At 43.7% G+C, this 26,453-nt stretch carries 19 protein-coding genes; 12 read left to right on the forward strand and 7 right to left on the reverse strand.

The features are described from left to right. Position 1: 1 nt before the first annotated feature. On the reverse strand, positions 2–748 hold the full coding sequence (locus J3L18_RS28325) for a class I SAM-dependent methyltransferase (RefSeq protein WP_129567998.1): 747 nt from the start codon (positions 746–748) through the stop codon (positions 2–4). A 194-nt stretch (positions 749–942) separates the two neighbouring features. Here J3L18_RS28325 and J3L18_RS28330 point away from each other — a divergent pair, with 194 nt between their 5' ends. From J3L18_RS28330 to J3L18_RS28345, 4 genes are all read left to right on the forward strand, one after another. Beyond that, a complete protein-coding gene (locus tag J3L18_RS28330; RefSeq protein WP_129567999.1) occupies positions 943–1,791 on the forward strand; it encodes a helix-turn-helix domain-containing protein in 849 nt (282 codons plus the stop codon). Positions 1,792–1,886: 95 nt separating this feature from the next. After that, complete coding sequence (locus J3L18_RS28335; RefSeq protein WP_129568000.1) at positions 1,887–2,582, forward strand: alpha/beta hydrolase; 696 nt, start codon at positions 1,887–1,889, stop codon at positions 2,580–2,582. Positions 2,583–2,688: 106 nt separating this feature from the next. Next, entirely contained in the window at positions 2,689–3,546 is an 858-nt protein-coding gene (locus J3L18_RS28340; RefSeq protein ID WP_129568001.1) for a helix-turn-helix domain-containing protein, read from the forward strand. A 305-nt stretch (positions 3,547–3,851) separates the two neighbouring features. After that, complete coding sequence (locus J3L18_RS28345) at positions 3,852–4,646, forward strand: alpha/beta hydrolase (RefSeq protein WP_091167525.1); 795 nt, start codon at positions 3,852–3,854, stop codon at positions 4,644–4,646. 83 nt (positions 4,647–4,729) lie between these two features. Here J3L18_RS28345 and J3L18_RS28350 read toward each other — a convergent pair whose 3' ends face one another. After that, positions 4,730–5,353, reverse strand: coding sequence for a polysaccharide deacetylase family protein (locus J3L18_RS28350; RefSeq protein ID WP_129568002.1), 624 nt, complete (start codon positions 5,351–5,353; stop codon positions 4,730–4,732). Positions 5,354–5,454: 101 nt separating this feature from the next. Here J3L18_RS28350 and J3L18_RS28355 point away from each other — a divergent pair, with 101 nt between their 5' ends. After that, a complete protein-coding gene (locus J3L18_RS28355; RefSeq protein WP_129568003.1) occupies positions 5,455–6,900 on the forward strand; it encodes a TolC family protein in 1,446 nt (481 codons plus the stop codon). A gap of 36 nt (positions 6,901–6,936) precedes the next feature. Beyond that, entirely contained in the window at positions 6,937–8,274 is a 1,338-nt protein-coding gene (locus J3L18_RS28360; protein WP_090530676.1) for an efflux RND transporter periplasmic adaptor subunit, read from the forward strand. A gap of 262 nt (positions 8,275–8,536) precedes the next feature. Here the strand turns inward: J3L18_RS28360 and J3L18_RS28365 are convergent, their stop codons facing one another. Then, complete coding sequence (locus J3L18_RS28365) at positions 8,537–9,097, reverse strand: RNA polymerase sigma-70 factor (RefSeq protein WP_091167536.1); 561 nt, start codon at positions 9,095–9,097, stop codon at positions 8,537–8,539. 241 nt (positions 9,098–9,338) lie between these two features. On the opposite strand from J3L18_RS28365, the gene J3L18_RS28370 reads away from it, so the two are divergent. From J3L18_RS28370 to J3L18_RS28390, 5 genes are all read left to right on the forward strand, one after another. Then, positions 9,339–10,403: a FecR family protein gene (locus J3L18_RS28370; RefSeq protein ID WP_129568004.1), complete on the forward strand. Its 1,065-nt coding sequence runs from the start codon at positions 9,339–9,341 to the stop codon at positions 10,401–10,403. Positions 10,404–10,624: 221 nt separating this feature from the next. Next, positions 10,625–14,125: a TonB-dependent receptor gene (locus tag J3L18_RS28375; RefSeq protein WP_208102366.1), complete on the forward strand. Its 3,501-nt coding sequence runs from the start codon at positions 10,625–10,627 to the stop codon at positions 14,123–14,125. A gap of 23 nt (positions 14,126–14,148) precedes the next feature. Beyond that, positions 14,149–15,930, forward strand: a complete 1,782-nt coding sequence (locus J3L18_RS28380) for a RagB/SusD family nutrient uptake outer membrane protein (protein WP_129568005.1) — start codon at positions 14,149–14,151, stop codon at positions 15,928–15,930. Positions 15,931–16,117: 187 nt separating this feature from the next. After that, positions 16,118–17,248 (forward strand): acyltransferase family protein, encoded by a 1,131-nt coding sequence (locus tag J3L18_RS28385; RefSeq protein ID WP_112651176.1) that lies wholly within the window; start codon positions 16,118–16,120, stop codon positions 17,246–17,248. A gap of 281 nt (positions 17,249–17,529) precedes the next feature. After that, entirely contained in the window at positions 17,530–19,437 is a 1,908-nt protein-coding gene (locus tag J3L18_RS28390) for a beta-N-acetylhexosaminidase (RefSeq protein ID WP_129568006.1), read from the forward strand. A gap of 308 nt (positions 19,438–19,745) precedes the next feature. Here J3L18_RS28390 and J3L18_RS28395 read toward each other — a convergent pair whose 3' ends face one another. The 4 genes from J3L18_RS28395 to J3L18_RS28410 form a co-directional block, all read right to left on the reverse strand. Further along, positions 19,746–21,362: an aminopeptidase P family protein gene (locus J3L18_RS28395; protein WP_208102365.1), complete on the reverse strand. Its 1,617-nt coding sequence runs from the start codon at positions 21,360–21,362 to the stop codon at positions 19,746–19,748. Between the two features lie 321 nt (positions 21,363–21,683). Then, positions 21,684–23,051: an IS110 family RNA-guided transposase gene (locus tag J3L18_RS28400; protein WP_223266314.1), complete on the reverse strand. Its 1,368-nt coding sequence runs from the start codon at positions 23,049–23,051 to the stop codon at positions 21,684–21,686. Positions 23,052–23,337: 286 nt separating this feature from the next. After that, positions 23,338–24,333, reverse strand: a complete 996-nt coding sequence (locus J3L18_RS28405; protein WP_112651170.1) for a glycoside hydrolase family 43 protein — start codon at positions 24,331–24,333, stop codon at positions 23,338–23,340. A 185-nt stretch (positions 24,334–24,518) separates the two neighbouring features. Beyond that, positions 24,519–25,748: a DEAD/DEAH box helicase gene (locus J3L18_RS28410; protein ID WP_176844447.1), complete on the reverse strand. Its 1,230-nt coding sequence runs from the start codon at positions 25,746–25,748 to the stop codon at positions 24,519–24,521. A 163-nt stretch (positions 25,749–25,911) separates the two neighbouring features. Here J3L18_RS28410 and J3L18_RS28415 point away from each other — a divergent pair, with 163 nt between their 5' ends. Next, a complete protein-coding gene (locus tag J3L18_RS28415; RefSeq protein WP_129570789.1) occupies positions 25,912–26,442 on the forward strand; it encodes a GNAT family N-acetyltransferase in 531 nt (176 codons plus the stop codon). Positions 26,443–26,453 lie beyond the last annotated feature (11 nt).

Here is a 26,453-nt window from a genome sequence, read left to right on the forward strand (position 1 = left end):
ACTATTTAGTAGCGGTAACCACAATATAAGGAGATAGCAGCTTTGATTCAACCGGGATGATTTTGGTAAAAACCTTGCCTGCTACCCACACCAGTTTGGTGATCGCTTTAGCTATGGCAGGCTTGTTAGCCTTATCTTCCAGCCAAACAGAAAATTTGCCGTAATAATATGCCTCAACATTTTTTAACCCCAGTTCCTTGCAATAGCCGGCCAGTAATGGAGGGTTCATACTATTGATGTTGTGTTTTTCGTAGTTATTAAGGTCGTAGTTGCGTTGTACCCATCCATTAACACCAGTAAAGTTAGGCAGGGTAATAAACAGTGTGCCTCCCGGTTTAAGGAAAGAGAGGTGTTTTTCAATAATGCCTTTGGTATCATTAAAATGCTCTATCAATCCGCATGAAAGTACCAGGTCATATTCGGTTTCGGGTTGGTATTTGAACAGGTCACCCTCAATAACCGCGATGTCCTGATCATTAAGCTGATTGGCATCCAGTACTTCCTTTAAAACTTTTGGGTGCACATAAAAATCGAACAGCGTAGTTTTTAACCCGAAATACTTCTTCAAAAAAATGGCAAAATAACCCGGAAAACCTCCAAGCTCAATAGCCGACGCCGGTTTATTGGTATCGATAATCTTTTTTAGCAGCTTGTGAAAAGTATAATTAGCCGGCACATTGAAAGCCAGGTCTTTTTTTGATTCCCAGTAACCAGCCCAAAATGCCTTGTCGGTGAGTTCGTTGCTCATGGGTGCAAAGGAAAGATAATTCGGCAATAGTTCAAAACACTGTTATTTTGTAAAGCATGGATTTGAGATGGTAACATCAACAGGAAATAATTACAATCATCCGGGAATTGTACATAGATATATCATGCGATGAATAAGCAACTTTGTGTAATTAATTAAACAACAGTGTAATAACTGTATTAAATTTAGCATTCATGAGCAATGAACTTATTCCTACAATCAAACTTGATGAAGTAATTGAGCTTGGTTTGCAAGTGGTTGATTATGGAAAAGCGGGCGATCTTCATTTTCTTAAGAGCCCTCACCGCAACGAACATTATCTTTTTGTATTGGTAACGGACGGTAACCTGAAACTCGTAGTTGATTCGCGCGGGATGGTGATACCGGCTCAATCTGTTTATTACATTTTGCCTGGGCAGGTAATGCAGCATTTTGACACCGAAGCCGATGCTTACGTTATTGCTGTGGATGCCTTTTTGCTTAATCAAACTTATAAGTTTATTCTTGATGAAGGTTGTTTTGTACAAACGCCTGTGGCGATAAACGCAGAAAGGGGCGGGAGGCTAAAATCGGCGATTTCACTGCTGGGCGCTGAAGTGAAAGATGCAAGTGTTAATAGCTGTAAGGAACATATAAAACGGGGATTGATTGATGCGGTAGCAGGCATGTTTGCCGGAGAATACGTTGATAGTACAATAGCTCACGGGAGGAAAGACTCAAGCGCTGTCAGAATCACTACGGCTTTTAAAAGGCTGATTTTTGCAGAATATAAAACATTGAAAAAGCCTTCTTCATATGCTTCGGCTTTAAATATATCTACCCCATATCTTAACGAAGCGGTTAAAGAAATATCCGGACAAACGGTTAGTTACTGGATTCAGAATATGATCATGTTTGAAGCAAAGCGCCTGCTGATTTATACCGATAAAACCATTAAGGCCATTGCTTATGAATTGGGTTACGCCGATTACGTCTATTTTTCGAAGATGTTCATTGGGATGGTAAAGATGTCGCCGGGGGCTTTCCGTAAAAAATACCGCTAATTGTACATGTACTTCCGCTATTACTACATTGTTTAAGCTTGAAACAGTTTGTTGCTTTGTGATAAATCAAATCATTATAAAACAACAAATTAACCATGGAAAACTTAAAAAATGTAGTGCTGGTACACGGCGCGTTTGCAGACGGATCTGGCTTTAAAGCACTCTATCAAATCCTTACTAAAAAAGGTTATAACGTATTGGTGGTGCAAAACCCGCTAAGCTCATTGGAAGATGATGTAAAAGCAACCCATGTTGTATTAGACAAGATTGGTGGTCCTGCCATCCTTGCCGGGCACTCGTGGGGTGGCGCTGTAATTACCGAAGCCGGTAATCATCCAAATGTAGCTGCGCTGGTGTATATCGCGGCTTTTCAGCCGGATAACGGCGAATCAGCACTGCAGTGGCTGCAAACCGCACCACCTGCACCGGAAAACGGCGTGTTACCTCCCGATGAAAAAGGCATTGTATACTATGATAAAGACAAGTTTCACGCTGGATTTTGCGCTGACATTGATGCCGATGAAGCCGCTTTTATGTATGCATCACAAGGTGCATTTTACGCAAAAGGTTTTGTTTCGCCGATAACTGACGCGGCCTGGCGTCATAAACCGGCTTATGGTTTAATTGCTACCGAGGATAAAAGTATCAATCCGGATATTCAACATGCTATGTATAAGCGATCAAACACTATTGTAACCGAGGTAAAAGGCAGCCATGTGATTTTTATGTCGCAACCAGAGATTGTTGCCGATGTGATTATTGAAGCAGCCAGAAAAGCTTCGGAAGTGTAAAAAAAACAGTTTAAATACTGTATGAACATCCGTGTGCATTAAACCGTATGCGGATGTTTTGTTTAAAACCTCATCAATCTGCCTTATCTTTAGCACCAAAAAATTAATGAAGTTAATTGTTTCCGACCATAAAACCGGCGGCGATCTGTTACTGATCAGCGGGGAAGAAAATTTTGACCGTTTCTTTTATACCCGCGATAAAACAAAGAAGTACTTTACCATAGCCTGGAATACCGGCGCGAGTCAAATAATCAATATAGATGGTGCAGATCATGTATTTAACGCGAATACGCTGTTACCGCTCATGTTCGACCAAACCTTTACGTTCGAAAGGTCGGCTGATATTATCGCCTGGCAATTTAACAGGGAGTTTTATTGTTTGATAGACCATGATACCGAAGTAAGCTGCGTAGGTTTTCTTTTTGGGATGGGCGATCTGCTATTCATTCCTCTGGATGATCCCAGCCAATCGAAGCTTAAAGTACTGCTTGATATTTTTACGCAGGAACTGCATATTAAAGATAAAATTCAGAATGACATGCTGATCATGCTGTTAAAGCGGCTGATCATCATGGTAACTCAGATGGCCCGTACAGAATACATTCCCCCAGAAAATAACCAGGATCAAAAACTGGATATATTCCGAAAATTTAACCTGCTGGTTGAAATGAATTTCAGAAGCGAACATTCTGTTAACTTTTATGCGGGACTGATGAATAAATCGCCCAAAACGCTCTCAAATATTTTCTCCCTTTATAACGACAAAACGCCACAGCAGGTGATCCAGGCGCGTATTATTGTTGAGGCGAGGCGATTGTTGAGCTACACCACAAAGTCGGTTAAGCAAATTGCTTATGAACTGGGTTTTGAAGATCCTGCCTATTTCTGTAATTTTTTCAAACGACATACCAGGCAGTCGCCCGCAGAGTTCAGAAATGGGAAAGCGCAGCCGGTGGCAGCGTAAAAGGAAGCAAATGTGTTGAACTAAAAAGGTAAAAAGTGGGGGAGGTGCGATTCCCTCTCCTGGTAGGGTGTAGGGAGGGGTTTCATAGCCCGATATATCCGTTACATGGCGTACAAACCCCTCCCTGCCACCGCGCAAACCAGCCGCACCCCTCCCCAAGGGAGGGAATTGAAGAACTTTCCCAACTCATTTAAGCCATTCGGGAAGATATTACAATCTTTCGGGAACTGGCGACATTTCCCACCTGCCGCATTTGGGGCACTTTTGTATTGTTAAATCAAATACAACATTTAAGATAAAACAATATGAAAACTCCAACATTGAAAAACAGAATTAAAATAGGTCTACTTAGCCTGGCATTAACCTTTGCAGCCGTATTAGGTTTTACTATTTCATCACAGGCCCAGGCCGTAAAAAATGTAGTGCTGGTACACGGCGCATTTGCTGATGGATCTGGCTATAAGGCATTATACAATGAACTTACCAAAAAAGGATATAATGTTACAGTGGTGCAAAACCCACTCTCTTCTTTGGAAGACGATGTTAAAGCTGTAACAATAGCATTGGACAAACAAGACGGACCTGCGGTATTGGTAGGCCATTCATGGGGCGGTACGGTAATTACCGAAGCAGGTAACAACCCAAAAGTAGCAGCCCTTGTTTATATCGCGGCACTGCAGCCAGATAAAGGTGAAACATCTGTTCAATGGTTGCAAACTGCTCCTCCTGCTCCTGAAAATGGTGTTCTGGCACCTGATGATAAAGGCATTGTTTATTATGACAAAGCTAAATTCCATGCCGGTTTTTGTGCCGATATAAGCAAAGAAGATGCTGATTTCATGTATGCTTCACAAGGTGCCTTTTATGCAAAAGGATTTGGCACCCCTATCACTAATGCAGCCTGGAAAACTAAACCTGCTTATGGCATAGTTGCCACTGAAGATAAAAGCATCAATCCTGATATAGAACGTGCTATGTACAAACGTTCAAATACAATAATAACTGAAATAAAAGGAAGCCATGTGGTTTTCATATCGCAACCTAAAGCAGTTGCCGCTGTAATTATAAAAGCAGCCGAAAATGCTTCTGTAAAAAAATAAGCTACCGGTAGCTTTTAAAAACTCAAAAACCGGGTGCCGATATTGGCATCCGGTTTTTTTATTGCCAACTGTTATTTCCCCCTTTAGTGGGTTAGGGGGCTAAAACTATACCCTTCCTTGCTCCAAGCCTCCAATGCCCTGGGCAATACATACTCCAATCGATCAAAAGCTTTGATGCTGTCATGAAATACTACCATCGATCCTGCTTCGGTATATTTAAGCACTCCTTTTAAGCAATCTTCAGGTTTAAGGGCCGCATCAAAATCGCCGCTGAGCACATCCCACATAAAAATATTCAGATTGGGTTTCGCTGCTTTCAGCGCGCGGGCCTGTGACCTTTTTATCCTTCCGTAAGGGGGCCGAAACAACGATGTATCCAGCAATTTATCGGCCTGTAAAAAATTATCAACATAGGTTTGGGTATCGGTTTTCCATCCTTTAAGGTGATTGAAAGTATGGTTGCCAATGGCATGGCCACCGGCTTTTACCTGTTCAAAAATATCGGGGTGCTTGCGTACATTGTCGCCAATGCAAAAAAAGGTGGCTTTGGCATTGTATTGTTTTAAAATATTTAATACAGCCGGTGTAACAATTGGTATAGGGCCGTCGTCAAAAGTGAGATAAATGCAACGGTCAGTTGATTTTATATCCCAGGTAAGTTGGGGATAAAGCTTTTTCAGCAGCCACGGGGTTTTAACCAGGTACATACAGATGAGGTAGTTTGTGTTTTATCCCTATTAACAACATTTAACAAAAATAAACACTGCAATGTAATGAACAGTTGCTTACCATTGTATAGAAAAACCTTATGAAACTAAAATTATTACTATCAGTTAAAGCAACGCTCATTTGCACAATAATATTTTCGGTTTGCGGCATTAATGCCGGCGCGCAGGAAGTAATAGGCTTGCAAAAGGCGGTAGACCTGGCCCTTGAACGTAACCTTACCATTAAACAGGCCGAATTTACAGCTGCCATCACCAACGAAGATCTTAAACAGTCGAAATATAATCAACTGCCAAATTTAGCCGTAAGCCCACAGGGCTCATTCAACTTTGGCCGTAATATCGACCCTTCAACCAACCAGTTCAGCAACCAGCGCATCCTGGCGGTTAATGGTAACTTTACCTCGCAGGTAACACTGTTTCAGGGCGGGCAATTGCGTAATACAGTAATTCAGAACAAGATTTTGCTTGATGCTGACAAAACCAACGTTGCCAAAGTAAAAAACGACCTGATATTGAACGTGGTTACTACCTACCTGCTGGTGCTAACCAACCAGGATTTGGTAAAGGCTGCGCAACAGCAAATTGATGTATCAAAAATAGCTTTGGACCGCGCCCAGAAAAGCTTTGATGTGGGTAATCAAACCCTTGCCGATCTGTCGCAAGCCAAAGCGCAGCTCTCGACCAACGATCTGAACTATACCAATGCCGAAAATCAGCTGGAACAATCCTTATTGACCCTAAAGCAATATATGGAGATGGATCCTGGTACCGACATTAAAGTTGAAAGGCCGGATATCAGTAAGTTAAATAATGTAAAAACGGTGTACGATGCTCAGGAGGTAGTAAAAACAGCTCTTGCGGTAAACCCTGATGTGTTATTGGCCGAGCAACGTCAAAAAGCGGCAGCGCAGGGTGTTAAAATAGCAAAAGGTAATTATTATCCATCGGTAGTATTATTTGGTGCTGCCGGTTCATACTTTTCTGATGCCAAGAACACGCCATTTGGTGTTACTCCAACAGGCAGATTTGACACTATTGGTTTTGTGCAAAATTCGCAACAGGCGGTTGTAGTGCCTAACTATAAAGTTGGCTATAAAAGCAACCCATTCTTCAGGCAACTGAGCGATAATTTTAACCAATCTGTAGGGGTGAGTTTACAGATCCCGATTTTCAACAGGTTTCTGTCACGCACAGCGGTTAGGAAAGCAAAACTGCAAAATCAAAATGCCGAGGTTACAGCGCAACTGGCCCGCAACAATTTGAGCAAGATTATCTACCAGGCGGTATGGGATTTACAGGCGGCTGATAAGCGTTATGCATCGGCAACGCAAACTTATAACGCAAATAAAGATGCGTTTAATATTATCCAGCAACGCTATACAGTAGGTTTGGTTAACTCGCTTGATTATAATACATCGCTAACCAATCTTAACAAATCGCAGTTTGATATGATTGAGGCTCAATACCAGGTGATTTTCAGAAGCAAAGTCATTGACTATTATTTAGGTAACCCTATAACACTTTAATAAAATCTTAACCGTAAAATATCCAAATTCACCGTCATGGGAAAAACTACTAAATATATTCTGATAGGTCTTGGCGCACTGATTGTCCTGCTGATCATTGCTAAGGTTACGGGCCTGATAGGCAAGCCCGCGCTAACCCAGGTAGCTACCGAAAAGGCCGAAACACGCGAAATAAATGAAACCGTATCGGCCAGCGGAAAGATCAAACCACATGTTGAGGTTAAGATAAGCCCCGAAGTATCGGGCGAGGTGGTTGAGCTGCCAATAAAAGAGGGTGATGTGGTTAAAAAAGGCCAATTGCTTTGTAAGATCAGGCCCGACATTTTAAAGTCAGGTTATGACCGGGCTATAGCATCGTACAATACCCAAAAAGCAAGCGTAGGTAATTCAAGCCAGATGCTTAAGCAAGCCGAAGCTACCTATGCTAACCAGGCCGGTATTTACAAGCGCAGTAAAGAGCTTTATGATAAAAAAGTGTTAACGGTTTCGGAATTTGAAAATGCCAAAGCTGCTTATGAAGGCGCTAAAGCATCGCTTGAAGCTGCCAAACAAAATGTGGTAGGCTCGCAATATGGCCTGGCACAATCACAGGCATCGGTTAAGGAAGCACAGGATAACCTCGCGAAAACAACTATTTACTCGCCGGTTGACGGGGTGGTTTCAAAGCTATCTGTTGAAAAAGGTGAGCGTGTTTTGGGTACCCAGCAATTTGCCGGCACCGAGATCATGACTATATCTGATTTGAGCAAAATGGATGTGAATGTTGACGTGAATGAAAACGACATCAACCGCATCTCCCTTGGCGATTCATCAAAAATTGAGGTAGACGCGTTTTTAGGCAAGAAATTTACCGGTGTGGTAACTGAAATAGGCAGCTCGGCAAACGTGGTGGGTACATCTGCCGACCAGGTAACAAACTTTACCGTAAAGGTGAGGATCAATGCAGATTCATATGCCGCCCTGTTAAAGAAAACAGCCGATAATCCATCACCTTTCCGTCCGGGGTTAACAGCCACTGTTGATATCAGCACTAATTCGGCCAAAGCGCTGTCGGTACCAATCCAATCGGTAACCACCCGCGAGGAAAAGAAAGAAAATAACGGTCCGCCGAAAGCTGATGAGGATAAGAGTAAACCACAAATCAGTCCGGTAGCCAAAGAATACGTATTTGTACTAAACGCAGGTAAGCTTAAACAGGTACAGGTAACTACGGGTATCCAGAACGATAGTTACATCCAGATCTTATCCGGCCTTAAAGGTGGCGAAGAAGTTGTATCAGCTCCATATTCGGCTATTTCAAAAACGCTTAGCGATGGGCAAGCTGTTCAGAAAGTAGATAAGTCAAAATTATTTAACGCTGATAATACTAAGTAATTGATATGCATATGTGCAGGATTCAAATGTGCATATCAATTAGATTTTCAGACGCCCGGTTTCGCCGGGCTTTTTTGTGAACGGAATTTCCGATGATTAAACCCATCGTTAAAAATGGGCGCGAGTTTAAGATGAACGGCGGTCATAGCTTTGTCCTCGAAGCATGGACGGCATGCCTGCGTGCAACCCTTCGACAGGCTCAGGCTAACAGGCCTTCTTTTGTCATTTCACCTTCGCTGTTCGCCGGGTTTTGACCGGCAATTTAAAAAAGCATATAACTCACATGCTTCAACACCTGGCGTAATTTTTCGAGGGCGATGCTCATCTGGCGCTCTACTGTTTTAGGGGAGATATTAAGCTGTACGGCAATTTCGCGATATTTCATATCGCTGAAACGGCTCAGTACAAAAATCTCGCGGCATTTTTCGGGAAGGGTAGCTATGGCAGCTTCTATCTGCAGGGCGAGTTCTTTTTCCTCCAGTCCGTTTTCGAGCGTATTGCGCAACTCATCAAACAAGTTGTTTTTTTCGAGGTAATTAACGTAAAGGTTTTCTATTTTCTGGCGCTTAAGGTAGTTAAGGCTCCGGTTTTGCACCATTTTAAAAAGATAGGAACTTACTGATGAGCAGAAATTGACCTCATGCCCGCGCTCCCACAGGTGGGTGAATACATCGGCGGTAATTTCTTCAGCAACGGTTAAATCGTTTACAAAACGATTGGAGAACAAAGTTAAGCGGGTATAGTATAGCCTGAACAGGGTTTCAAACGTTTTCGCGTCACCCTGTGTAAATGAGGTTATAGGTAGTTTGTTTTCCTGGATCATTAATCCCGCCTTTAATTAATCCGAATACTTTTTAAAAAACTTTAACAAGTTACAGAGTTTTTCATTCTGTATCAAATTTAATATGGAAATAATGAAAAGCTAATCACAAACATTCTGTAAAAAAACAGTTACGCGTAATATGAAGGGGACGTTCAGGTTACTCGCCGAATAAAATTGAAAAATATTTCTTTTCGTTTTGAGGGTATCTGTTTTTTCGATTGTCTTAACGATAATATTACAAATGGATAACGAAGAAGTAAAACTGCTACTGGTAAAATATATAACGGGCGAAGCTACCCCACAGGAGCTTGAGCAGGTTAAACAATGGATAAGTGCGCACCCCGAAAACGAGCAGTATTTTGTACAACTGTATGATACCTGGCATAACATGCTTTACCTGCAACCGGCGGTTGTAAATAAAGACAATGCCTATAATAAACTTTCGACCGGTATGGAACCAGCGGAGCCGTCGCGCTATGCAAGGCTGATCAGTTGGGGCAAAGTGGCAGCGACTATTGCTTTACTGGCAGCGGTTACCGTTACCTTATATAACAGGTATTCAAAAAATGCAGAAAGCGTAAGGCAAATAGCCGCTAACCCCGGCGCCATTAAAAAAATTGTTTTGAGCGATGGCACGCAGGTTTGGCTTAATGCAGGCAGCAAGCTTAATTATACGGCCGATTTTGGTAAAACAACCCGTACCGTTTACCTGGAAGGCGAAGCGTTTTTTGATATCGCTCCGGGTAAAAAGGAGGTCCCTTTTATTGTAAATACAAAAAACTATACCATAAGGGATATCGGTACAAAGTTTAACCTTAAGGCCTATGCCTCCGACCCGTTCTTTGAAACCACAGTAGTAAAAGGCGAGGTATCTGTAGAGGGAAATGTAGATAACAACGCGCATGAAATGAGCCGCATTTATGTAAAGCCGCGGCAGGTGCTCCGGATCTATTATCACCCCAAAAAAGAGAATTACAGCTATGCAACCCCCGAGCCCAAAAGCCTGAACGAGATCCAGGTATCAGAGATTGACTCGGCAAAGCTTGATCGTTATGACGGCTGGAAGGAAAACCTGCTGGTATTTGATGGCGCTACCCTTAGCGAGATAGCTAAAGTGCTTGAACGAAGATATAACGTCACTATTAACATGACCGATGCCGAACTGAGCAATATACGCTATTCGGGCAGTTTTAAAAATATCCAAAGCATCGAAAAAGTGCTGGCTATTATAAAAGCTAATACCGCTATCAATTATTCGGTAAACGGCAACACAGTAAACATTACACGAAACAACAATAATGATTAACGACTAAAAAAACAAAAAGGAAACTATGATCAAAAACTAACATTCTCTTTTACATAAAAAAACCCGGATGTGCTACCAACACGCCCGGGCCTAAAGCAATCAAAGCTAATACCCTACGCTTGGGGAAGCATCGTATTAACTGATTAACAAACAAATTTATGATTAATTTTTACAGAAAGTCCGCTCTGGCCGTCGGCCCGTGGCAAAAAACGATCAAAATTATGAAGCTGGTAACCGTTCTGCTCTTGACGGGCATTATGCAAATACACGCTGCCGCTTATTCACAAAACGTTTACAACTTTAATGTGAACAATATTTCTGTTAAGCAAATGTTTAAGCAAATTGAAAAGAACAGTAAATACACTGTTTTTTACAGGCTTGACCAGGTTGATGTTGACAGGAAAATAAACGTGGATGTGCAGGACGCGCCTATTGAGTCGGTAATGAAACAGGTGCTTCAAAAACAGCCGCTTACTTTCCAAGTGGTTGATGATATCATCATTATAAAACCTGCCGATGCAAAACCTGTTGTCACGGTAACTGTAACAGGTGTAGTTAAAGATGTGAGCGGTCAGCCCTTACCGGGCGTTAGTGTAAAGCTCAAAGGCAGTAATTTAGGCACAGTTACCGACATCAACGGTAAATATACCCTAACCCTGCCCGATGGTAACGGCTCACTTGAATTTGGCTTTTTAGGCTTTACCACGCAGGTTATTCCGGTAAATGGACAAACAACCATCAACGTAACTTTGCTTGAAGAGTCAAAAGCGCTGAACGAGGTGGTTGTGGTTGGTTATACCACGCAGAAAAAGAAAGACCTTACCGGCGCTGTTGCTGTAGTTAACGTTAAAGACCTTAATAAACAGGCATCGTCATCAGTAAACTCGCAATTGCAAGGCCAGGCATCGGGCGTTACCGTTACCGGATCGGGACAACCCGGCGAAGAGCCGCAGGTACACATCAGGGGTTTTAATACTTTCGGAAATAATACTCCCTTATACGTAGTTGACGGTGTGGAAACATATGATGTAAGCACGCTGAACCCTAATGATGTTGAAACCTTCCAGGTGTTAAAAGACGCGAGTTCGGCATCAATATATGGCGCAAGGGCGGCAAACGGCGTTATCATCATCACTACCAAACGAGGTAAAGGCAAAGTAAATATTCAATATGATGCCTACTACGGTACGCAAAGACCAAAAGGCGGCAATGTCTGGAATACCATTACACCGCAACAAATGGCCGATCTGAAACTTACCGCTAAGAAAAATTCGGGCGATAACAGCATTAAAGATGCCTTGTACAACCCAACCGGTACAGGCTCGGCTTTTACACTGCCTGATTATATTACCCCGGCAGGTGCTAAAGAAGGTGACCCATCTGTTGATCCATCAAAATACTATGTAAACCCTTTTTATACATCAGCTGCAGACCTGGGCAATTTTTACAGGATAACAAGGGCCAACAAAGCCGGTACCGACTGGTATCATGAGTTGTTTAAATCGGCCCCGATGAATAGCCACAATATATCGTTGAGCGGCAGTACCGATAACGCCAGCTATTTATTCTCGTTAAATTATTTTAACCAGCAAGGTACACTGATTGATACTTATCTTAAACGATACACGCTGCGCTCCAATACCACCTACAATGTAACTAAACACATCAGAGTGGGCGAAAACCTGGCTTATTCTATAACCAGGCAGCCGCAGGTAAATGACGGAACATCACATTCGCAGGTTAGCACTAATGACCCGGACGGCGTTATTGCACATGCCCTGCGCGAACAGCCCCTTATTCCTGTTTACGACATTAAAGGTAACTATGCGGGAAGTTACGGTACGGGCCTTGGCGATGCCAATAACCCGGTTGCTATACAGCAGCGTACAAAAAACAACCAGTCAACAAGTTATCGTTTGCTTGGTAACGTATTTGCCGAAGCCGACATTATTCCCGGCCTTACCTTACGTACCAGTTTTGGCGGCGATATCATCAACAGCAACAACCATTCGTTTTCGTTCCCTACATATGAAAACGTTGAAAACTCTTCAACCAATACTTACAGCGAAGGATCAGACAATAGCTACACTTATAACTGGACCAATACCCTTAGCTATCAAAAAGTATTTGGCAAACACAATGTTAACATAGTGGTAGGTACCGAGGCCGTTGAAGATCACGACCGTTATGTTGGCGGCAGCATTCAGGGTTTTTACACTTTTGATCCTGATTATGTAAACCTGTCTACCGGTACCACCAATAAAAACACTTACAGCGGCAAATCTAACAACTCATTATTTTCGGAGTTTGCCCGTTTAGATTATACTTATAACGACCGCTACCTGTTTAACGCCACTATCCGTCGCGACGGCTCATCAAAATTCCCGGTTGACCAACGTTATGGCTACTTCCCGGCATTCAGCGCGGGCTGGCGTATCTCGCAGGAAAACTTTATGAAAAATATTACCTGGCTTACCGACCTGAAGCTAAGAGGCGGCTGGGGTATTATGGGTAACCAGATCAATATGGGCAGTAAAGACGCTTACGTTACGTTCAGTAATGATATTGGCCAGTCGTATTATCCTATCGATGGCTCTCTTAACCTAACTCCTGGCTTTTACCAGGACCAAACAGCCAACCCTCACGCACTTTGGGAAAAAGATATTAACTCCAACTTTGGCTTTGATGCAACCTTATTTGGCGGTAAAATAGCCGTAACTGCCGATTACTACCGCAAAGACATTAAGGATTTGTTATTTAATGCTACCCAGTTAGGTACTGCGGGCAACGGTGCTTTCCCGGCACAAAACGTTGGTAAAATGAAAACCGATGGTCTTGACATTTCTGTTACCGGCAATTTCCGGGCCAGCAGCGATCTGAGCTTTAATGCTACCGGTACTTTAACCACTTATAATAATAAAGTATTAAAAGTATCTGATGACAGGGATTACTTCCCTGGTTCTGCAACAAGCAGGTTTGATAACCCAATTACCCGCAGCCAGGTAGGTCATTCTTTAGGCGAGTTTTATGGTTACCAGATCGTGGGCTTCTGGAATTCGCAGGCCGAAATTGACGCAGCCGACAAAGGTGTACAAACCCGCACCGGCGATCCGAATGCTTACTACCAATCAGATGTAAAGGTTGGCCGTTTCAGGTATAAAGACGTAAACGGTGATGGTGTCATTACCGATGCCGACCGTACTTTTATCGGTAATCCAAACCCGAAAGTTACTGCCGGCTTAAACCTGGGTGTAAACTATAAAAACTTTGATGCCAGCGTATTCCTTTACGGCTCATTCGGCAATAAACTATGGAACAGCGTTAAATACTGGCGGGATTTCTATGCTTCATTCGGTACAGCAAAAAGCTATACCGCACTTAATGATTCATGGACGCCAACCCATCAAAATGCAAAGGCTCCTATCCAGGAACTTGACGCATCAACCAGCAGCGGCGCTACACCAAACTCATACTTTGTTGAAAACGGCACTTACGTGCGCATGCGTAACGCGCAGGTTGGCTACACCTTTAACATTGCAGGGCTTAAAAAGGCGGGGATCCAAAAGTTAAGGATCTATGTATCGGCAACCAACCTGTTTACTTTAACAGGCTACAGCGGTGTTGATCCTGAACTGAGCGGCAACACCAAAGATTTTGGTATTGACGAGGGTAGCTACGCCAGCCCGCGCACCTTCATATTCGGAGTTAATTTTTCATTATAACAGCAATATTTAAACGGATTACAATGAAAGCTAAAAAACTTATTTCCATAGCGCTTTTAAGTATACTATCGCTTGGCGCGTGTAAAAAATCATATCTCGATAAACCTATTAACGGCGCCCTCGAGCCTCAATTTCTCGAAACAGAATCAGGAGCTAATGAACTGCTTGTAGGTGCTTATGCAGTGTTGGATGGTCAGCAGGGCGGCGATGCCTCAGTAGGCGGCGGCGGCGCGTGGGAAGCCTCGCCGGATAACTGGGTATATGGCGGTGTAGTAGGCGGAGATGCATCAAAAGGCAGTATAGCCGGCGATCAGCAACCGATAGAACCGATGATGAAATACAACGCAGATGCCAGCAATGGTTTTTTTGACAGCAAATGGCGGGCCGATTACGAGGGGGTATCACGCACAAACAACACCATCAAAATAACCAATAAGGTTACTTCGATATCAGCCTCGAATAAAACGAATATACTGGCACAGGCCCGTTTCTTAAGAGCGCATTATTACTTCGACCTGAAAAAGATGTTTAATAATGTGCCCTATCTTGATGAAACAACAACCGACATTAATCAACCCAACAACACAGATATTTGGCCAAAGATTGAAGCGGATTTCAAATACGCTTACGACAATCTGCCTAATACCCAAACCGAAGTTGGCCGCGCCAATAAATGGGCTGCTGGTGCATACTTAGGTAAAACATACCTATACGAGCATAAATATGCCGAAGCAAAGGCTGTATTTGATGCGGTTATTGCGCAGGGTGTAACTTCCGATGGTAAAAAGTATGCACTTAACGCTAAATTCAACGACAATTTCAGAACGGCTACCAACAACAGCGCCGAATCTGTTTTTGCTGTTCAGGCTGCTGCCAATACTGACCCTAACGGCCCTTCACAAGCCAATAACGGCGATATGCTTAATTTTCCGTATGGCAATAGCAGTCCGTTTAGCTGCTGCGGTTTTTACCAGCCATCAATTGACCTGGTTAATCATTTCCGCACCAATTCGGCTACCGGTTTACCATATCTTGACGATTATAACAGCCACGCTATAAAAACAGATATGGGCCTGGCATCGGCCGATGATTATACTCCTGACGCCGGTACAATTGACCCGCGCCTTGACTGGACTGCCGGTCGCCGCGGAATACCTTATCTTGACTGGGGCTTACATCCGGGAGCCGACTGGATCCGAGATCAGCAGTACGGTGGCCCTTATTCGCCTATCAAAAACGTTTACGGCCAGGCCGAGCAGGATGTAAACGGCGATAACACCTCATGGGCGCCAGGCTCAGGCATCAATTACAACATTATTCGTTACGCCGATGTACTGTTAATGGCCGCTGAGGTTGAAGTACAGGTTGGTAGCCTTGATAAAGCCGAAAGCTATGTAAACATGGTGCGTAACCGCGCAGCAAATCCCGAAGGTTTTGTATATAAATACAAAGATAATGATGACCCTACAGCAGGTTTCACCACCCAGGCAGCAGCTAACTATAAAGTGAGCCCTTATCCCGGCGGTGCCTTTGCCAACAAAGATTTTGCGCTTAAAGCCATTTATTTTGAGCGTAAAATTGAGCTTGCCATGGAAGGTCATCGCTTTTTTGACCTTGTACGCTGGGGCATTGCCGATACCGAGCTTAATGCTTACATAGCATATCAAAGTACGTTGACCAGTGATGTAAAAGGCGGTAAATTTATTAAAGGTAAAAGCGAATATTTCCCGATACCGCTGGTAGAGATTGACTTAAGCGCTAAGGGCGGCACACCGCAATTGAAACAAAATCCGGGATATCATTAATTAAAGCTGAAAGCAAAATGCGCAAAGCTAAAAGCTAATAAACTGGTGTTCAGTTGGTAACAGGAAAATGCAAAATTATAAATAACCTGACAACTTATCGGGAAAGCATACTTCCCGGTAAGTTTATTATCTTGCCTTAACATCCCTGCTTCTGAAAAGCTGATTATAAACATTTTTAAACCCATTTATGGACAAATCATCATCGCGGTTTTTATCGCTGGATGTATTTCGTGGCATGACTTTATGCTTCATGATCATTGTAAATACGCCGGGCAGCGGAGCAGCCCCTTTTTCGCCACTTGAACATGCCGCATGGCATGGCTTCACCCCAACCGATCTTGTGTTTCCTTCTTTTTTATTTGCAGTAGGCAACGCCATGAGCTTTTCAATGAAACGCTACCAGGAAATGGGCAACTCGGCTGTGCTAAGCAAAATTTTCAGGCGTACCCTGCTCATATTTTTAATAGGTTACCTCATGTACTGGTTCCCTTTCTTTTCAACAAGCGGCGGGCATTTTCATCTAAAAACAATTACCCATACCCGCATTATGGGTGTTTTGCAACGCATTGCCCTGTGTTATTGCTTTGCCTCGCTCATGATCCATTTCCTGTCCAAACAAACGGTTTTCATTTTATCGGGGTTATTTCTGGTGATCTACTGGATCATCCTGCTGGTGTACGGTAACCCAGCCGACCCGTTGAGCATGACCGGCAATGCGGGCATTTATCTTGATAAATTTTTATTCGGCCCTGATCATTTATATCACGGCGAGGGCATTCCCTTCGATCCGGAAGGTGTACTAAGCACTTTACCAGCCATTGTAAATGTTGTGGTTGGTTACTATGCCGGCAAATTCATTCAGCAAAAAGGAAAGGGGTATGATACCACCACCAAACTGCTGTTAACTGGCTGCCTGTTCATTTTTTTGGCCTTATGCTGGAACATGGTTTTCCCGATCAATAAAAAACTGTGGACAAGCTCCTTTGTGCTGGTAACCACCGGGTTGGATTTAGTGATCCTCTCAGCTTTGATATATGCTTTGGAAATTAATAATTGGAATAAAGGCAATTGGGCCCGTTTTTTCACCACCATGGGGAAAAATCCGCTGCCTATTTATGTGCTATCCGAAATACTGCTGATCCCGGTAAGTATGATCATCATAAGCGGAACCAACGCTGTCGACTGGATTAACACTGCTTTTTACCAGGCTATAGTGCCCGGCCCAATAGGGTCATTATTGTTTGCCATCAGTTTTATGATGATTTGCTGGCTGGTTGCTTACATCCTCGACAAGCGGAATATCTATATCAGGGTGTGATTGGAATTTTGGATTTCGAATGTTCGATTTCGGATTTTTTTTTGGGTTTCATCGATTGATTTTTGATTTCACCGATTTTGTCTGAACAGGAATTTTAAGGAATTAAGTAATTACAGAACGCTCTGCAAATTCAAAAAAGAATCTAAAAATTCTTTTAAAATTTGAGTTCAGACAATATCCTGGTCATCCTCAAATCCTAAAAATCATGGTTCAGAAAATATACTTCTTAATATTATTTAAAAAGTTTAATTTGCGTACATCCAATTAAATAACAATTCTTTATGAAGAAATTATCCTTATTGCTTTGCGGCTGTATGGCACACCTGCTTTCTGCGGCCCAAACAACCAAACCGGCACTCGCGCTTATTCCGCAACCGGTAAAAGTTACCCAAACTACCGGCCAGTTTGTGCTGCCCAAAACAGTAATTGTAGAAGCCGGTTCATCTGCCGATGTGGCAAATGTAACTGCCTATCTTAAAAGAAAACTGTCTACTGCTACGGGTGCATTCATCACTATAAAAAGTGCAGCACCCACCGCGCCGATCAGGCTGATTCTAAATAAAACAGCCGATACCGTACTCAAAACCGAAGGCTATAAACTATCCGTAACTCCTAAAAAAGTAGTGATCCGTGCTAATGATGCCGCGGGATTATTTTATGGCGTACAAACGTTTTTCCAGCTGATGCCTAAAGAAATTGAAGGATTGGAAGTAGCCAAAGGCGTAAAATGGACTGCACCCGCGGTTGAAATTACCGACTATCCAAGGTTTGGATGGAGAGGCTTGATGTTTGATGTATCACGCCACTTTTTTACCAAAGCCGAGGTTAAGCAATACATCGATGCCATGGTTAAGTATAAATTTAACCTGCTGCATTTACACCTTACCGATGATGAGGGCTGGCGCGTAGAGATCAAAAGCCTGCCAAGATTAACCGAAGTAGGATCGCACAACGTAAAAAAAGTAGGCCAGTTTGGTACGTTTACTCCACCTACAGCAGATGAGCCACGTACCTACGGCGGTTTTTATACCCAGGAGGATATCAAAGAGTTGGTACAATACGCCAAAGACAGGTTTGTGAACATCCTGCCCGAAATTGATGTTCCTGGTCATAGCCTCGCTGCGGTAGTTGCCTATCCCGAGCTTTCATGTACACCGGGTGCCGATAAATACGTAGTAAACTCGGGCGAACCTTTTATGGACTGGAGCGGGCCGCATAACCGCGCTATTGTTGATAACACGCTTTGCCCGGCCAATGAAGCGGTTTATACCTTTATGGATAAGGTGGTTACTGAAGTTGCCCAACTGTTCCCCTTCGGCTATATTCATTTGGGCGGCGATGAGTGCGCCAAAAATTTCTGGGAGCAAAGCGATGCCATAAAAGCATTAATGGCCAAAGAAAACCTGAAAACGATGAGCGAAGTACAGGCTTATTTCGAAAAGCGACTTGAAAAAATCGTAGAGTCGAAAGGTAAAAAATTCATGGGTTGGGACGAGATCATTGAGGGCGGTCTGGGCCCTAACGCCGCGGTTATGAGCTGGCGCGGTATCCAGGGTGGCATCACCGCTGCTAAAGCAGGCCATGAGGTGGTAATGAGCCCAACAACATTTGCATATCTTGACTATATGCAAAGCGACCGTGTAAACGAAACCAAGATCTATGCCACACTTCGCTTAAACAAAACTTACTCTTGGGAGCCTGTACCTGATAGTGTTGATGCACGCCTCATTAAAGGCGGTCAGGCCAACTTATGGACCGAGCAGGTATACAACATCCGCCAAGCCGAATATATGACCTGGCCACGCGGCATGGCTATTGCCGAGGATGTATGGTCGCCAAAAGGAACTAAAAACTGGGACGGATTTTTTAGCCGGGTTGAGAAACATTTCCCGCGCTTTGATGAAGCCGAAACCAAGATAGCCCCAAGCGCTTACGATCCATCATTTGATGCAGTGTTGAATCCTGACAGCACGTTAAAAATCACACTAACAAATGAGGTAAACGGGCTGGACACTTATTACAGCTTCGACAACTCGTTCCCCGACAGGTTTTATCCAAAATATACAGCGCCGATAGATGCCCCTAAAGATGCAACCACGCTAAGGGTGATCACTTATCGTGGTAAAAAGCCAATAGGCCGTATGGTTACCATGCCATTGGCTGAGTTGAAGAGCAGGATTAAGAAGTAAGAATAATTCATAAATAGAAAGCCCTCCGGATTGAATTTCGGAGGGCTTTCGTGTTTAAGTACGCTTATACTATCGCCAACGCCCGGCTCCAGCCGAGTGTTTACTATTAAGCGGCCTCTGGCCGCCGAAGTTCTGTTATTTTCTTGCGCTCGTTTGCAACGAGCGCTTAATATGGTTCGGCGATTGCATCGCGGATATCGCATTACAAACGAGCGCAAGGTATGTTCGCTTCGGCGGCCAGAGGCCGCTTAATAGTTGCCACTCGGCTGAAGCCGGGCCGCGGCGGGCTTTTTCTATTGGCGTTATTTTTATTTCAGCTCCGGAAATTTGGTAGCCTCAAAAATACTTTTCTCAGTAGCAGCTTTTTCAACATCCTGCCATTTGCGCGGCGCATCTATCGACAGGATTGTGCCCTTGTCTTTACCAATTTGTACGTCATCTTCAATACGTACGCCAATATTCCACCATTTTTTATCGCAGGGGCTGCCGGCAGGGATATAGATCCCCGGCTCAACGGTGATCACCCAGTTCTCTTCCAAATTACCGCGACCGCCTTTGTCATGCACATCAAGCCCTAAATGGTGCGAGCAGCCATGCGGGTAATATTTACGTACTTCTGAAGCATCCTTGATAATACCAAGCTTAATTAATCCGGCCGATAATACTTCTACCGATTTTTGCTCAAGACTTGCATAGGGAACTCCCGCTTTACACAATTTAAAAATCTCTTCCTGCGCATCGTAAACTAATTGGTAAATGGCTTTTTGCTCTTCGGTAAATTTGCCGTTAGCCGGTACAGTGCGGGTAACGTCGGCAGAATAGCCATGATATTCGGCACCAACATCCATGAGTAATAACTGGTTATCAATTTTTGTGGCCGAGTTTTCTTCATAATGCAGGATACAACCATTAGCGCCTGCACCTACAATTGGTGGATAGCCCTCGTCTTCTGCTCCGTATCTTTTATGCACGTAGGTCATGATGCCTTCAACCTCGCGCTCGCTCATATTGGGTTTTACCGATTTCATTACTTCCAGATGGGCAAGGCTTGAGATCTCAACAGCCTTTTTCAATACGGCTATTTCCTCTGGTGTTTTTACGCCGCGGAGTTTTGAAGTAAATTCAGCATATCCGGTGTTACCGCCGTAAGTTGTGCCAATCTTTGCCTTAACATCGGCAAGCGTTGAAGAATCGGGCTTGGCCGCCAATTGTTGTATAAGCGGATTATTTTTGTGATCCTCATCAGCAAACTTATCTTTAAAATAAGTCATGAAACGGGCTAAATTTTGAGGAGTAACCATTCTTGCTATCAAATTAAGATCACTCATAACCTGCCTGTTGGTTTCCGTTATGCCAGCCTTAATTTTGAAAGCTGCGATCAGTTTTTTTAGCTCGCCGGTCGATCCATCGCCGGTAACATCTTCGGGCAGTGCATCATAATACACATTGGCAAACTTTTTAAAATCAACCGGGAATTTCGCGAAATCCTCGCTGTTGTAAGCCCGCTTAAAACCAAGCTGCGATTTAGCGCCCTCAACGCCTAAACGCCTGCCTGTCCACTGCTCACGACCGGCATCCCGGTGACGTACAAATAGCACCTCGTTATAGCTGCTGTCGCCCACAGCCTGCATCTCTTTAAATACCAATAACACTGAGTTGGGTTCTTTGTAACCCGAAAAATAATACAGATCGGGGTTAGGATGATAAACGTAGTTAACATCGTTCGAAAACACCTGTTCAGGGTACGAGAAGATCACCATCACCGAATTGGCGGGCATCAGGTTGCGGAGCGCCTGGCGTCTTCCGGCATGAAACTCTTTGCTTAAATAATCGGTGGGCAGGTTTTCGGCGGCTTGTCCGAAACAGCGGTTGCTGCCAGTAAGGGCAAGTAAAATTACTAATGCCCGAAAAAATGATCGCGTCATAATGATAAAGGAATAATGTCAGTCAAAAAAACGGTTTAAGATACTAAATATCAGGGATTATCACGCTCACCCTTTTGGGGTGAAAAGATTGATGTGCAAATGAAAAGACTTCAGATGTGCAAATTAGCAAGGACAATATCAACGCTGAAACCAATGGCTACAAAAAAACAACTATGTCATTGCGAGGAGCGGCCCGGGTTTGTGTGCCAGGGGCGACGTGGCAATCTCGTCGCATAGACAGCAAACCGGCATGGCGAGTAGCATTGGCTATGAGATTGCCACGCTATCGCTTATAATGACGTGTCTGTAAGAGATTCATAATCAAGCTGCTTTTTGGAGTGTAAGACCAAGTTTTTGCGCTTCTTTTTGCAGACGGCTGATCTTTCTTGCCTTTTGAACCTCTACATCTTGCTGGACTTTAGTGACATCGTAGGCTTCCTGTTTAAGTACCATATTATAAAATATCACGGCTATTTTCCTGGCCACTGCTTTAATAGCTTTTGCCTTTCCCTTAGTTGCAGCTAATTTTCGGTATTGCTGCCCTAACGGCCCCTTGCTTTGCCACAGGCAGTTTGCCGCCAACCTGAAAGCCTGCGTAGCCGGGTTGTGGGTGATCCGTTTTTCATAGCCTACGAGCTTGCCTCCTGTTATTTTAGGACGGGGTGACAGGTTTAACCAACTTGTAAAATGGCCTGCGGTAGGCCATTTGCTCATCTCAGGCCCTGTTACTGCCAGTATCGTTAGCAAGCCGATCTCATCCAAGCCTTCCACTGCTGTCAGGTCCACGCCCAAAATTGCTACCAGGTAATCTTTTAAGTTGATATGATATTGATTCTTGCGGACCATGCCTTGTTTCTTTGAGCTTTTTATCTCCGGTGCCAATAGTTTAAGCGTTTGTTCGATGTGCTGTTCGTAATAAAGCATCTGCTCTTTAAAAAAGTCGTATGCCTTTAGGCTGCCCCTAAGTGTATTGATCTGGCTGTCCCGGTAGTCTCCCTCAAGAGAATGGAGCAATTCCTGCTGACTTGCTTTCAGCCGTTTATGATCGATACTACAAAGCAGTTTTTCCGGATCTGAGATCCCTGAGCAGATCATCCGCAAAAGCTTCATGCCGCATACACCTTCAATATCGCTGATCAGGTGCTGGAACTTGATATTCATTTTGGTCAGGGTGTTTTGGATACGGTTGAGTGTATCGCTTTTTTGGTCCTGGCAGATCTGCCTTTCATGGATATATTGCCGCAGGTCCTGGTAACAGGCCGGAGCAATATGTGATTCGCGTAAAAGACCATGGGTAAGCAGCTTATGCAACCACTGTGCATCATTAATATCCGTTTTTCGTGCCGATACATTCCGATAATGGCTTGGGTTGATCATCACCACCTTTATGCCCCGGGACTCAAGGATACTATGCAGGGGCATCCAATAGTTGGCGGTTGATTCCATCGTTACGATCTCCACCTTTTCCCCCTGTAGCAAGTCGGCCAGTTTATTAAGACTGGAGGTAAAACTGTCAAACTGTTTCAGGTGGATCTGATCCCTGGAATCAGTGTAAGATACGACCATGAGCATACTCCCTACATCGATCCCGGCTGATCTGGGGTAAAGAATCCCAAATCGTTCCATCTTTTTTGAACCTGCAGGAGTTCCTGCCCCCTTCTTCTTTTTGTTTTGTTTAGCTTTGCCCATATTTTTAAAAAACAGGGCAAACTCTGCCGCTTTAAAAAGTCTAAGCTTAAAAGCGCGGTAAACCACCAGTTGGTCAGAACTGGTGGTTCCCTATAATGTTTTTTGCAAAAAGCGACAGTCCCAAACTCGCAAGCGGGCTCTTAAAGGCCCCAAGGGTTATACGGGGTGTGTAGTTTGCCCGATGTTCAAGACAAATATCTTACTTCTCATCGCAATGCATGTCATTTCATTTTTTTTCAGGGCTTCCCTGATGGTTACTCGCAATGACATATTAAATTTGAACGATCTACTTAATCTTCCTTGCCGTTACACCTTCATTGGTGATCTTAACCGGCAGGATCTTTCCATCCTTGTCAAAATACATTTTATCGATACAAGTAACGCGGTGGTTGCCATCAGTTTCGGTTAAGGGACGGCGGTGGTAAACAATATACCATTCGTCCTTACCCGGCACCTGGATCACCGAATGGTGGCCTGCTCCTGTAGCAATATTAGCGTCTTGTTTTAATATTGTCCCGATCCGGTTAAACGGACCGAATGGAGAATCGCCAATAGCATAAGCCACGCGGTAATCCGGACCAGTCCAGCCGCCTTCGCTCCACATAAAGTAATATTTCCCTTTTCGTTTAAACATCACCGGGCCTTCAACATAATCTTTAGGGGTGATCAGTTTGTAGGTTTCACCATCTTTAAACGGTTCGATACCTGTAAAGTCGTTTTTTAGCTTTACGATATTACATTGGCCCCAGCCACCGTAAATCATGTAGTACTGGCCGTCGTCATCTTTAAACACAAATTGATCTATAGGCTGCGCTTTATTGATGATCTGGCCAATGAGTGGTTTGCCCAAAAGGTCTTTGAACGGGCCTTCGGGCTTATCGCCAACGGCAACACCTATACCGCCAACTTCGTTATTGTTCTGAATATCGTTAGCGCCAAAAAAGATATAGTATTTACCGTCTTTTTCAGTTACTGCCGGAGCCCACATAGCACGTTTAGCCCACTTTACAGCGGCAGTATCGATAATGCGGGGATGCTTAGTCCAGTTAACCAGATCGGGCGATGAAAAGGCATCCATAAATACCTGGTCGTTATATTTGGCCGAGTAGGTTGGATAAACCCAATATTGCTTATTGAAGATTTTGGCTTCCGGGTCGGCATACCAGCCTTCAACAATAGGATTACCTGATGTTTTCTTCTCCTGTGCTAATGCCTTATTTTCAGATATGATAATTGCCGCACCAAACGTTGCCAGTAAAACCAGTTTTTTAGGAATGATCATTGGGAAATAGATTTTTGGTCTAAGATATTAAAATAGATAAAACGTTTTAGTAATGAGGTGCGAATTTATTCGGATTGAGACGAATTACACAAATTTTTAAATTGTTGAGCTTTAACTGCCAACTATTAATTCGTGTAATTCGATTAAATTAAATCAACACCCAAAATGGTATTCGTGAAAACTTTTTAATTACCCGTATTCTGCTGTTTCGGCTTCTTTTTACCCCAGCGACGGTTAGGTTTCCTTTTGGCATCTCCTTGAGGCTGTTCGGGCTTCAGGGGTTGTATTGTGGCCAGTTCATCCGGCAGTGCCATCAGCTTTATCGGCTTTTCAATCAGTTTCTCAATATTTTTAAGCTTGCGCTCATCGCGGTGGTTAACGAAGGTTATGGCGGTACCGGTGGTAGCGGCGCGGGCCGTACGACCAATACGGTGAATATAATCTTCCGGATCGCCTGGAACGTCGTAGTTGATCACCAGGTCGATGCCCTCCACATCAATGCCGCGCGAAAGGGCATCGGTACCAATGATAACCGGTAATTGCTTGTTTTTGAATTTAAGGAGGATCTCTTCACGCTCCTTCTGTTCCAGATCGGAATGGAACGACATGGCGTTGATCTTGATTGCTTTAAGCTCCTTATATAATGCTTTAACGATCTCCTTGCGTGATGCAAAGATGATGATACTTGTAAATGCCGAATCTTTCAGGATATGCTGTACCAACGGCGTTTTTTGTTGATCATGAACCCGGTAAACCTGCTGATCGATACCAACGGCCGGCTGCGAAATAGCGATATTGATCTGCTCCGGATCTTTCAAAATAGCTTTTGCCAATGAGCGGATGCGGCCGGGCATAGTGGCCGAAAACAACAACGTTTGCCTTTCTTTTGGCAGGTAGCTGATAATTTTCATGATATCATCCGAAAAGCCCATATCCAGCATTCGGTCGGCCTCATCAAGTACCAAATGGGTAAGGTGATTAAGCTTCAGCACGCCCGATGTAAGGTGGGCTATCAGTCTGCCGGGGGTAGCTACAATAATATTTACATTGTTTTGAATGCCGCGGCGCTGTTGTTCGTAAACAATGCCGTCGCCGCCGCCAAAAACAGCAATAGAGCTGATACCGGTAAAATAGGCAAGGCCTTCAACCTGCTGATCTATTTGCTGGGCAAGCTCGCGGGTTGGTGCAAGTATAAGGGCACTGGTATGGTGTTTATTTGTTTTGCTGATGCTGTTTAAAACAGGAAGCAAATAAGCGCCGGTTTTACCGGTACCGGTTTGAGCGCACGCAATCAGATCGCGCCCCTCCATAATGGCTGGGATGGCCATAGATTGTATGGGTGTGGGGTTTACGAAACCCATGCTCTCTACACCTTCAAATAATTGCTCGTTAAAATTAAAATCCTGGAAAGTCACTATATCTTATAAGTAAATTATGCAAGGTATAAAAATTTAACGGCAAATGAGGGTTTTAGCATTAATTGGGCTTCCCTTAAAGAATCAAAATAAATCTGGTCACCTTTTATATGACACTCAACTTACCTGTACAATCAATTCAAAAATATATTTTTGAAAACCTATGAATATTATCACTCAAACACCACGCTTGCTGATCCGTGAATTTACAGCCGAAGATGAAGAACTTGTTACCGCAATAGATGCCGATGACCGGCTTACTCAATATGTGAAAAAACGTACTCCGCAAGAGAGTAAACAGGTTTTTAAAGATACGCTGAAGGAATACCGGAACGGTTCGGGCCTGGGCAGATGGGGGATTTTTAATATCACAGATAACGATTTTATAGGTGTTTGCGCCCTTAAACCAAGCGATTACGACAAGAGCCGCATTGAGCTGGGCTACCGGCTGCACCTCAAATACTGGGGACAAGGTATAGCTACCGAACTTGCCGAAGCACTGATCAGTTATGGATTCAATGATATAGGACTAAAAGAGATTTGCGCCGTTACCCATCCGCAAAACGCAGCATCACAAAGGGTGCTGATTAAAGCCGGTTTTGTACGTGAAGGGATTGTGTTTTGGTATGGGGAAGATGTGCCGTTTTTTAGGGTGAAAAACCCCACCCAACCCTCCCCGGAAGGGAGGGCTTAAAGACATTTATT

Origin of the sequence: Mucilaginibacter gossypii, from assembly GCF_017569325.2 — a bacterium.
In the GTDB taxonomy this organism is placed as follows: Bacteria; Bacteroidota; Bacteroidia; order Sphingobacteriales; family Sphingobacteriaceae; genus Mucilaginibacter; species Mucilaginibacter gossypii.

Excerpts from the sequence above, each read along its gene's own strand:
- J3L18_RS28325 (WP_129567998.1), bottom strand. The coding sequence starts at position 748 with ATGAGCAACGAACTCACCGACAAGGCATTTTGGGCTGGTTACTGGGAA.
- J3L18_RS28330 (WP_129567999.1), top strand. The coding sequence starts at position 943 with ATGAGCAATGAACTTATTCCTACAATCAAACTTGATGAAGTAATTGAG.
- J3L18_RS28335 (WP_129568000.1), top strand. The coding sequence starts at position 1,887 with ATGGAAAACTTAAAAAATGTAGTGCTGGTACACGGCGCGTTTGCAGAC.
- J3L18_RS28340 (WP_129568001.1), top strand. The coding sequence starts at position 2,689 with ATGAAGTTAATTGTTTCCGACCATAAAACCGGCGGCGATCTGTTACTG.
- J3L18_RS28345 (WP_091167525.1), top strand. The coding sequence starts at position 3,852 with ATGAAAACTCCAACATTGAAAAACAGAATTAAAATAGGTCTACTTAGC.
- J3L18_RS28350 (WP_129568002.1), bottom strand. The coding sequence starts at position 5,353 with ATGTACCTGGTTAAAACCCCGTGGCTGCTGAAAAAGCTTTATCCCCAA.
- J3L18_RS28355 (WP_129568003.1), top strand. The coding sequence starts at position 5,455 with ATGAAACTAAAATTATTACTATCAGTTAAAGCAACGCTCATTTGCACA.
- J3L18_RS28360 (WP_090530676.1), top strand. The coding sequence starts at position 6,937 with ATGGGAAAAACTACTAAATATATTCTGATAGGTCTTGGCGCACTGATT.
- J3L18_RS28365 (WP_091167536.1), bottom strand. The coding sequence starts at position 9,097 with ATGATCCAGGAAAACAAACTACCTATAACCTCATTTACACAGGGTGAC.
- J3L18_RS28370 (WP_129568004.1), top strand. The coding sequence starts at position 9,339 with ATGGATAACGAAGAAGTAAAACTGCTACTGGTAAAATATATAACGGGC.
- J3L18_RS28375 (WP_208102366.1), top strand. The coding sequence starts at position 10,625 with ATGAAGCTGGTAACCGTTCTGCTCTTGACGGGCATTATGCAAATACAC.
- J3L18_RS28380 (WP_129568005.1), top strand. The coding sequence starts at position 14,149 with ATGAAAGCTAAAAAACTTATTTCCATAGCGCTTTTAAGTATACTATCG.
- J3L18_RS28385 (WP_112651176.1), top strand. The coding sequence starts at position 16,118 with ATGGACAAATCATCATCGCGGTTTTTATCGCTGGATGTATTTCGTGGC.
- J3L18_RS28390 (WP_129568006.1), top strand. The coding sequence starts at position 17,530 with ATGAAGAAATTATCCTTATTGCTTTGCGGCTGTATGGCACACCTGCTT.
- J3L18_RS28395 (WP_208102365.1), bottom strand. The coding sequence starts at position 21,362 with ATGACGCGATCATTTTTTCGGGCATTAGTAATTTTACTTGCCCTTACT.
- J3L18_RS28400 (WP_223266314.1), bottom strand. The coding sequence starts at position 23,051 with ATGGGCAAAGCTAAACAAAACAAAAAGAAGAAGGGGGCAGGAACTCCT.
- J3L18_RS28405 (WP_112651170.1), bottom strand. The coding sequence starts at position 24,333 with ATGATCATTCCTAAAAAACTGGTTTTACTGGCAACGTTTGGTGCGGCA.
- J3L18_RS28415 (WP_129570789.1), top strand. The coding sequence starts at position 25,912 with ATGAATATTATCACTCAAACACCACGCTTGCTGATCCGTGAATTTACA.